The sequence below is a fragment of the Streptomyces sp. NPDC058291 genome, from assembly GCF_042880855.1.
Taxonomy (GTDB): domain Bacteria; phylum Actinomycetota; class Actinomycetes; order Streptomycetales; family Streptomycetaceae; genus Streptomyces.
Window position 1 is genome coordinate 84,972 of record NZ_JBHVYK010000003.1, and the last position, 7,506, is coordinate 92,477.

Sequence of the window (7,506 nt, forward strand, 5' to 3'; positions counted from 1 at the left end):
AACCCGCCGGACGGCGGAGCCTCAGGGGCGACGGGCCCGCCAGAGCCACGCTGCCGTGCCGGCCAGCAGGACGAGCGTCGCCAGGTTGGCCAGGAGGGCCGGGGTGTCGCCCGACGGGCCGTCGCTGGACAGGTTCCAACCGGCGATGACAGCGGTCGGCAGGACGGCCGTGAGGCCCACGCCGACGGCCTTCTGGACGGCGCTCCAGTGCACCGAGGTGCAGAGAAGGACCGCGCCGACGATGCGGAGCAGGACGCCGAACACCGGCCCGGGGAGATCCGGGAAGATCATTATGAGGGGCAGCGAGAAGGTGAGCATCAGCAGCGGGACCAGCGGGTGCACCTTGCCGCGCCGGACCGGTGCGCCGCCGGTCCGGGCCGAGCCCGCGACGGCTCCGTGCCCCGCTTCGGCCAGCGCCGTGGCCGCGATCGTACGAGGGTCCCCGAGCTCCGTGAGGATCTGGCTGATCGTGGCCTCGGGACGTTCGACGCGCGTCACTTCGATGTGCTCGGCGAGGTCGGCGAGGAGCTCCTGGCGGCGGTCGGCGGGGAGCGCCGAGCCCTCGCGTTCGACGGCGGAGAGGTAGTCGCGTACGGGATCGGCAGAGGTCTTCATGCGAGGTCTCCGGTTGAGGGGTGCGGGGTGGTCAGGAAGGCGTCGACGGCGTCACGGAAGCCGGGCCAGACGCGGGTGAACTCGTCGAGTGCGGCCCGGCCGCTGTCGGTGAGCGCGTAGTACCGGCGGGGTGGTCCGGCAGCGGATTCCTGCCAGGTGGTGGTGACCAGGTCGTCCCGGCGGAGCCGGGAGAGCAGCGGGTAGACCGTGCCCTGGCTGGTGGCCAGGGCGCCGGAGTCCTCGAGGGCGTGCAGCAGTTCCACGCCGTAGCGGGGCCGGTCCCGCATCAGAGCGAGCACGCAGTACTCGAGAACACCCTTGCGCAGCTGGGTCGCGGCCCGGGCCTGCTTGGCGCCTGCATCACCTGGTTCCATGCGATGCAAGATACCTGGTGCGGCAAGTCCTTGTCAGGGCAGGGGTGCTGTTTCCTCTCGGGGCGTAGGGAGAGGTGGATCGGGACATTGACCGAGCGGGCCTGCCGTCGGAGGCTCCATGGTCACGCCACGGACGCGCGGCACGGCCCACTCGGCCTCCTTCCGGACGGACGTCCAGGCGAGCCGCGGTGAGGACCGCAACGTGGGCCGGGCGAGCACACCGCCCGGCCCTGCGCGTGTCCGGCGGCGAGTCAGGGTCGACGGCGCCACCCCGGTCCCCGGGGCCCTACGCGAGAGAACGGGATGCACGCAAGCGGTCTCGGGGGTAATAGTCGAAGTGTCGTCCTCGTCATCGGCTCCGGCGTCAGCACCCCGGGCGGGAGACCCGGGATCTGGGAAGTGATCATGATGGATAGCCCGCTGAACGGCGCTTCCGTGCGGACCGGCGTGCCGTCGGCTCCGGGGCGGGAGGGCCTTCTCGACAAGATCAGCGAGTTGCAGACAGAGATCGGTCAGCTGCAGGAGGCCGTCGTCTCCCACGCCGTGGTCGACCATGCCATCGGTGTGGTCATGGTCCTCGGCGGCCTCTGTCCCGACCAGGGCTTCCAGGTGCTGCGGGAGGTCTCGCAGCACACGAACGTCAAACTGCGGAAGATCGCCGAACAGGTCGTGGACTGGGCTCGCGGCGAGCGGCTCTCCGACGAGGTCCGCGTCGCTCTGGACAACGCACTGGCCGCCGCACGATCCTCCTGAACGGCCCGCACAACCGTGCCGCCCGGTGGCACGATCGTCACCGAACGGCGGAGCGGCGGACGAAAGGAATGCCGGCTGTGCCGCACTCGTTCCGGCGTTGGGGGATCTCGTCTCCGCGGCGGACGAGATCGCCGCGGACCCCTTCGACGAAGTGCGCCGCGTCGGCGGCCTCGTCGACGATCCGCTCAGCCGGGCCGCGCCGACGGGCGACGCTCCGGACCGCGCCGAGCGACGCCCTTCGTGTGAAGGCGGGTGAGCGGCGCCCCGTCGCCGGCATCCGTCGCTGCCCCGGACCCGGGCGGCTCGCCGGACGCGCCGGGCGCAACGGCCCGCGCTCAGGGGTACCGCGGCGTGCCGTGTGGGGGTCCAATGGAGGGAGGGAGTGAGTAACGCCCTGCCGCACCCCGCATCGGTCAAAGGGGCACGCAATGGATCCATGGCTGATCTGGTTGATCATCGCCGCCGTGTCCGCCTTGGGGGAGGTCCTCACCCTGACCGCCGCGCTCGGCATGCTGAGCGCGGCCGCGTCGGTCACGGCGGGGGCTGCCGCCGTCGGGCTGCCGCTGCCGCTGCAGTTCTTGACGTTCACCGCCGCAGCCGCCGTCACGGTGTTGTTCCTGCGTCCCGTCGCGATGCGCCGCATGCGCCGGCCCCAAGCGGCGCGATTCGGTGTCGACGCCCTGATCGGCAAGGCCGCCTACGTCGTGGCCGAGGTGACGGGCCGGGGCGGGAGGGTCGACATCGACGGCGAGGTGTGGACGGCCCGCGCCTACGACGAGACGCAGGTGATCCCCTCGGGCGCGACCGTCGACGTCATGGAGATCCGTGGTGCCACCGCGATCGTCTACCCCCGGGACTGAAGACATGGAAACCTCGGCGTTCCTCATCGTCGGCCTGATCGTCGCGCTTCTCGCGGTCCTCACCGTGGTGCGCGCCGTGCGCATCGTCCCTCAGGCGCGGGCGCGCAATGTCGAGCGGCTCGGCCGCTACCTCCGGACCCTGAATCCCGGCCTCAACCTGGTCATCCCGTTCGTCGACCGGGTCCGTCCCGTGATCGACCTGCGGGAACAGGTGGTCTCCTTCAAGCCGCAGCCGGTCATCACGGAGGACAACCTGGTCGTCGAGATCGACACGGTCCTGTACTTCCAGGTCACCGATCCACGAGCGGCCTTCTACGAGATCGCCAACTTCCTGCAGGCGGTGGAACAGCTCACCGTCACCACCTTGCGCAACGTCGTGGGATCCATGGATCTGGAGAAGACCCTCACCTCGCGGGACACCATCAACAGCCAGCTGCGCGGTGTGCTGGACGAGGCCACCGGCAAGTGGGGGCTGAGGGTCAACCGGGTGGAGATCAAGGCCATCGACCCTCCGCAGACCATCAAGGACGCGATGCAGAAGCAGATGCGGGCCGAGCGGGACAAGCGCGCCGCGATCCTCGGGGCCGAAGGGCAGCGCCAGTCGCAGATCCTCACCGCCGAAGGCGACAAGCAGGCCGCGGTGCTGCGTGCGGAGGGCAACCGAACCGCCGCGATCCTCCAGGCCGAGGGCCAGTCACGGGCCATCGACGAGGTGTTCCAGGCCGTGCACCGCAACGATCCCGACCCCAAACTGCTCGCCTACCAGTACCTGCAGATGCTGCCCCAACTCGCGCAGGGCCCGGGAAGCACCTTCTGGGTGATCCCGAGCGAGATGACCTCCGCGCTCCAGGGCGTCACCCAGGCCTTCAGCGAGGTGCTGCCCCGCTCGCCGGCCACCCGCGACAAACCGTCGGACGACATGGCCGACCAGACCGCCAGCGACACCGCCCAGGCCGCGGAAGCCGCCGCGGCGGCCCTCGCCGACGCAGCCGCGGCCGACGGCACCGTCCCCGGAGTCCTTCCGCCCGACCCCTCCCGCTGACCGCATGAGACCCGGGCGCTCGCCCGCCCGGGCCTGCGGTCCGCGCCACGCCCTCGTCGGCGCGCCCCGCTGTCGGCGAGGCGGCGGCGACCGGCGGGCTGACGCGACGCGCCGGGTCGCCGCGCACTCCCGCCACCGGAGCGGGGCCCGGCCCCGGACCGACGGAACGTCCCTGTTCCGTAAGGGTTTCATGGTTCCGGACCGCCACGCGCGCAGGTGGGATGGGGACATGAAACTGCGCGTCTCTCCGCCGGTCTTCCCATCCCGGTTGCACGATCCCCGCACGGCGACCTCGATCGGCCGGTGGCTGGGGGCGGCGTTCGCGGTGTGCTTCGTCACCGGGCTGATCAGTCACTACCTCCAGCATCCCCCCGACTGGCTGGCCGACGACCTGCCGAGCCGCCCGGTCTGGGGCTACCGGTTCACGCAGGGTCTCCACGTCGCCTCCGGCATCGCGGCGATCCCCCTGCTGCCGGCCAAGCTGTGGACGGTCTACCCGCGCCTGTTCGCTTGGCCGCCGTTGAGATCGGTCACGCACGCCATGGAGCGGCTGTCGGTGGCGGTACTGGTCGCCGGCGCCGTTTTCGAGTTGGCGACCGGGCTGCTGAACACGGCCCAGTGGTATCCGTGGCCCTTCTCGTTCGTGCCCGTGCACTACGCGGTGGCCTGGCTCGTCGTCGGCGCGCTGGTGCTGCATCTGGCCGTCAAGGCGCCGCAGATCAGGGCGCACTGGACTCGCCGGTCGCCCGGGACGCTCGCCCTGCCCGCGCAGGAGGGGCCGGACCGGCGCTCGCTGCTGGCCTCCGTGGGTGCGGCGGTCGGGGCGGTCACGCTCACCACCGTGGGCCAGTCGTTCACCCCGCTGAAGGACTTCCTGCTGTTCGCGCCGCGTGATCCGGACAGGGGGCCGCAGGGACTGCCGGTGAACCGGACCGCCGCGGCGGCCGGTGTCGGCCGGGTCGCCGACGAGGAGTACCGCCTGGTGGTCGCCGGTCCGCGGCCCTTCACCCTCACGCTGGACGAACTGCGCGCTCTGCCGCAGCACGAGGCCGAGTTGCCGATCGCCTGCGTGGAGGGCTGGAGCAAGTCGGCGTGCTGGAGCGGGGTGCGCGTCGCGGATCTGCTGGAGCGTGCGGGGGCGCCGGCCCATGCGCGGGTGCGGGTGGTGTCCTTGCAGCTGAAGGGCGGTTACCGGGTGTCGGAGCTGGGGCACGAGCACGCCCGGGACCCGCTGACCCTGCTCGCCCTGCGGCTGAACGGCGAGGAACTCGACCCCGACCACGGATATCCGGTGCGGCTCATCGCCCCCGATCGGCCGGGCGTGCTGCAGACCAAATGGGTGGGCCGACTGGAGGTGGCGGCGTGAAGGCGCTGCGCGTCCTGGTGGGGGCGGCCGGTGTGGCGCTCATGAGCATGGGAGCGTTCCTGCTGACGGACGTCCGTGACCCGGCCGGCGTGCTCGTCTGGCTGGGAGGGGCGGTTCTCCTGCACGACGTGGTGGTCGCTCCGGTGGTGCTGCTGGTCGGACTGGCTCTGGTGCGGGGCGGCAGGCGCGGCCCGGTGCGCGGGGCCCTTCTCGTCGCGGGCGCGCTGACCGCGGTGGCGCTGCCCGTGCTGCTGCGGCCGGGCAGGACCGCCAACTCGTCGGTGCTGCCGTTGGACTACCCGCGCAACTGGCTGATCTCCCTGGTGGCCGTGGCCACGGTGGCCGTGCTCTGGACGGCCGTGCGGGAGTTCGCCCGCAAGCGCCGACGGCCCTGACCGGCGACGCGCGGTGGCGGGCGGGACCGGCTGTCTGCGCCCGGTGACCGTGGCGCTCCACGGGTGTTCGACAGGTCTTCTGCACGGGCGTCTTACGGCTGTCTTACGGGTGGGGGCGACCTGCGGGCGGTGGGCCGTCGGGCCGCCTAGCGTGGGCGGATGCGATCTCTGCGTACTCCGCGCGTCATGGTGCTGGTGACCGCGCCGCCGTTGCTGCTGGCCGCCGCGGGCCTGGTGCACCCCCGGCATCTGACGGCGGCGACGGCGGGTGACTGGGCCGGGCTGCACATCGCCTTGCTGCCCGTCTTCCCGCTCCTCGTCCTGGGTCTGCTGGTCCCGTTGTGGGGACGGCCGCGCCGGGGCGCGGAGGGGGCCCTGACCGTGCTCGCCTGGGCCGGATGCGCCTGCTTCGCCGCCTATTACTCCGGCCTGGACGCGGTGGCGGGCATCTCCGCCGGGACGGTGGTCGAGCACGGCTTCCACGGAGTGGCCGGGCGGCTCTTCGCCACCGGCGACGCGTTGGGACGGACCGGCGTGTACGGGCTGGCCGTGGCCTCGCTGGCCTGCTGCGCGGTGCTGTGGCGGCGGCACGGAGTGCGGACCCTGCCGGGCGCGGTCGTCCTGTCCGCCGCCTGCTGGTCGTTCGCCGACAGCCACATCTTCTGGCCCAGGGGCGTGTTCACCATGCTGGGCTTCTCCGTGGCCTTCGCGCTGCTGACGGCGGCGGCGGCGTCCGGGCCGGCCGAGCGGGTGCGGGTGCGGGCGCCGCAGGCGCCGGAAAGGCTTACGAACCTCTGACGTCGGCGGGCCGAACGGCCCACGCCCGGGCGGAGGCCTCTACGGTCGGTGACATGTTGATCCTGGTCACTGGAGGTGCGGGCTTCATCGGCTCGCACATCGTCACCGCACTCGTCGGCGCCGGGCACGAGGTGCGCGTCCTCGACGCGCTGTTGCCCGCCGCGCACCGCACGGCGCCCGAGATCCCCGACGGCGTGGACTGGCGGCACGCCGACGTCCGCGACAAGGAGGCGGTCGCCGACGCCCTGCGGAGGGTGGACGCCGTCTGCCACCAGGCCGCGATGGTCGGACTGGGCAAGGACTTCGCCGACGCCCCGCGCTACGTGGGCTGCAACGACCTCGGCACCGCCGTGCTGCTGGCCGGGATGGCCGCCGCGGGCGTGCGCCGCCTGGTGTCGGCGAGTTCGATGGTCGTCTACGGCGAGGGACGGTACGAGTGCTCCCGGCACGGCGTCGTACGGCCCGGACCGCGCGGGGTGGCGGACCTCGAAGCCGGACGCTTCGAGCCCCTGTGCCCGGCCTGCGGGAAGCCGCTGGCCGCCGGTCTGGTCGGCGAGGACGCCCCCGCGGACCCGCGCAACGTGTACGCGGCCACCAAGCTGGCCCAGGAGCATCTGGCCGCCGCCTGGGCGCGGGCGACCGGGGGACGGGTCGCCGCCCTGCGCTACCACAACGTGTACGGGCCGGGGATGCCCAGGGACACCCCCTACGCGGGCGTCGCCTCGCTGTTCCGCTCCGCGCTCTCGCGCGGCGAGGCCCCGCGCGTCTTCGAGGACGGCGGCCAGCGCCGCGACTTCGTGCACGTCCGGGACGTCGCCGGCGCCAATCTCGCGGCGCTGGACGGCCTGGACGGTCTCCCGGACGGCGGCCTGCGGGCCTACAACGTCGGAAGCGGACACCCGCACACGGTGGGGGAGATGGCCGGCGCGCTGGCCGCGGCCTACGGCGGACCGGCGCCGGTCGTCACGGGGGAGTACCGGCTCGGCGACGTCCGCCACATCACCGCCTCCTCCCAACGCTTGCGCGACGAGGCGGGCTGGAAGCCGCAGGTTCTTTTCGCGGAAGGGATGACGGAGTTCGCGTCGGCGCCGCTGCGGGCCGGGTGAGACCGTTCGGCCGCGCCATGACGACGGCAGCGCCGGCCAGCAGTCGTCCTCGGGCGGCCCTGCTTCCCCGTCGTCGTCCTCGGACCGCCGCTGGGCCCCGTTCCCCGTCGTCCCCGGACCGCCGTCGAGGCTCTGCCTCCTGGTCGTCGTCCTCGGACCGCCGCTGGGCCCCGTTCCCCGTCGTCCCCGGACCGCCG

At 72.8% G+C, this 7,506-nt stretch carries 9 protein-coding genes; 7 read left to right on the forward strand and 2 right to left on the reverse strand.

What is annotated here, in order from left to right:
• Positions 1-21: 21 nt before the first annotated feature.
• Entirely contained in the window at positions 22-615 is a 594-nt protein-coding gene (locus ACFVYK_RS02555; protein WP_389767654.1) for an HAAS signaling domain-containing protein, read from the reverse strand.
• Entirely contained in the window at positions 612-989 is a 378-nt protein-coding gene (locus ACFVYK_RS02560; RefSeq protein ID WP_389767656.1) for a PadR family transcriptional regulator, read from the reverse strand. The genes ACFVYK_RS02555 and ACFVYK_RS02560 overlap by 4 nt, the downstream gene beginning before the upstream one ends.
• 408 nt (positions 990-1,397) lie before the next feature.
• On the opposite strand from ACFVYK_RS02560, the gene ACFVYK_RS02565 reads away from it, so the two are divergent.
• The 7 genes from ACFVYK_RS02565 (at position 1,398) to ACFVYK_RS02595 (ending at position 7,309) form a co-directional block, all read left to right on the forward strand.
• The gene (locus ACFVYK_RS02565; protein ID WP_389767832.1) at positions 1,398-1,742 is read left to right on the forward strand and encodes an ANTAR domain-containing protein; all 345 of its coding nucleotides are present in this window, start codon (positions 1,398-1,400) and stop codon (positions 1,740-1,742) included.
• A gap of 428 nt (positions 1,743-2,170) precedes the next feature.
• Entirely contained in the window at positions 2,171-2,602 is a 432-nt protein-coding gene (locus ACFVYK_RS02570; protein ID WP_389767658.1) for an NfeD family protein, read from the forward strand.
• Positions 2,603-2,606: 4 nt separating this feature from the next.
• Positions 2,607-3,644, forward strand: a complete 1,038-nt coding sequence (locus ACFVYK_RS02575) for an SPFH domain-containing protein (RefSeq protein ID WP_389767660.1) — start codon at positions 2,607-2,609, stop codon at positions 3,642-3,644.
• A 229-nt stretch (positions 3,645-3,873) separates the two neighbouring features.
• Positions 3,874-5,010, forward strand: a complete 1,137-nt coding sequence (locus ACFVYK_RS02580) for a molybdopterin-dependent oxidoreductase (protein WP_389767662.1) — start codon at positions 3,874-3,876, stop codon at positions 5,008-5,010.
• Entirely contained in the window at positions 5,007-5,405 is a 399-nt protein-coding gene (locus ACFVYK_RS02585; RefSeq protein WP_389767663.1) for a hypothetical protein, read from the forward strand. The genes ACFVYK_RS02580 and ACFVYK_RS02585 overlap by 4 nt, the downstream gene beginning before the upstream one ends.
• Before the next feature lie 159 nt (positions 5,406-5,564).
• On the forward strand, positions 5,565-6,203 hold the full coding sequence (locus tag ACFVYK_RS02590) for a hypothetical protein (RefSeq protein WP_389767665.1): 639 nt from the start codon (positions 5,565-5,567) through the stop codon (positions 6,201-6,203).
• 53 nt (positions 6,204-6,256) lie between these two features.
• Positions 6,257-7,309 (forward strand): NAD-dependent epimerase/dehydratase family protein, encoded by a 1,053-nt coding sequence (locus tag ACFVYK_RS02595; protein ID WP_389767666.1) that lies wholly within the window; start codon positions 6,257-6,259, stop codon positions 7,307-7,309.
• The last annotated feature ends 197 nt before the right edge of the window (positions 7,310-7,506 follow it).

Excerpts from the sequence above, each read along its gene's own strand:
- ACFVYK_RS02555 (WP_389767654.1), bottom strand. The coding sequence starts at position 615 with ATGAAGACCTCTGCCGATCCCGTACGCGACTACCTCTCCGCCGTCGAA.
- ACFVYK_RS02560 (WP_389767656.1), bottom strand. The coding sequence starts at position 989 with ATGGAACCAGGTGATGCAGGCGCCAAGCAGGCCCGGGCCGCGACCCAG.
- ACFVYK_RS02565 (WP_389767832.1), top strand. The coding sequence starts at position 1,398 with ATGGATAGCCCGCTGAACGGCGCTTCCGTGCGGACCGGCGTGCCGTCG.
- ACFVYK_RS02570 (WP_389767658.1), top strand. The coding sequence starts at position 2,171 with ATGGATCCATGGCTGATCTGGTTGATCATCGCCGCCGTGTCCGCCTTG.
- ACFVYK_RS02575 (WP_389767660.1), top strand. The coding sequence starts at position 2,607 with ATGGAAACCTCGGCGTTCCTCATCGTCGGCCTGATCGTCGCGCTTCTC.
- ACFVYK_RS02580 (WP_389767662.1), top strand. The coding sequence starts at position 3,874 with ATGAAACTGCGCGTCTCTCCGCCGGTCTTCCCATCCCGGTTGCACGAT.
- ACFVYK_RS02590 (WP_389767665.1), top strand. The coding sequence starts at position 5,565 with ATGCGATCTCTGCGTACTCCGCGCGTCATGGTGCTGGTGACCGCGCCG.
- ACFVYK_RS02595 (WP_389767666.1), top strand. The coding sequence starts at position 6,257 with ATGTTGATCCTGGTCACTGGAGGTGCGGGCTTCATCGGCTCGCACATC.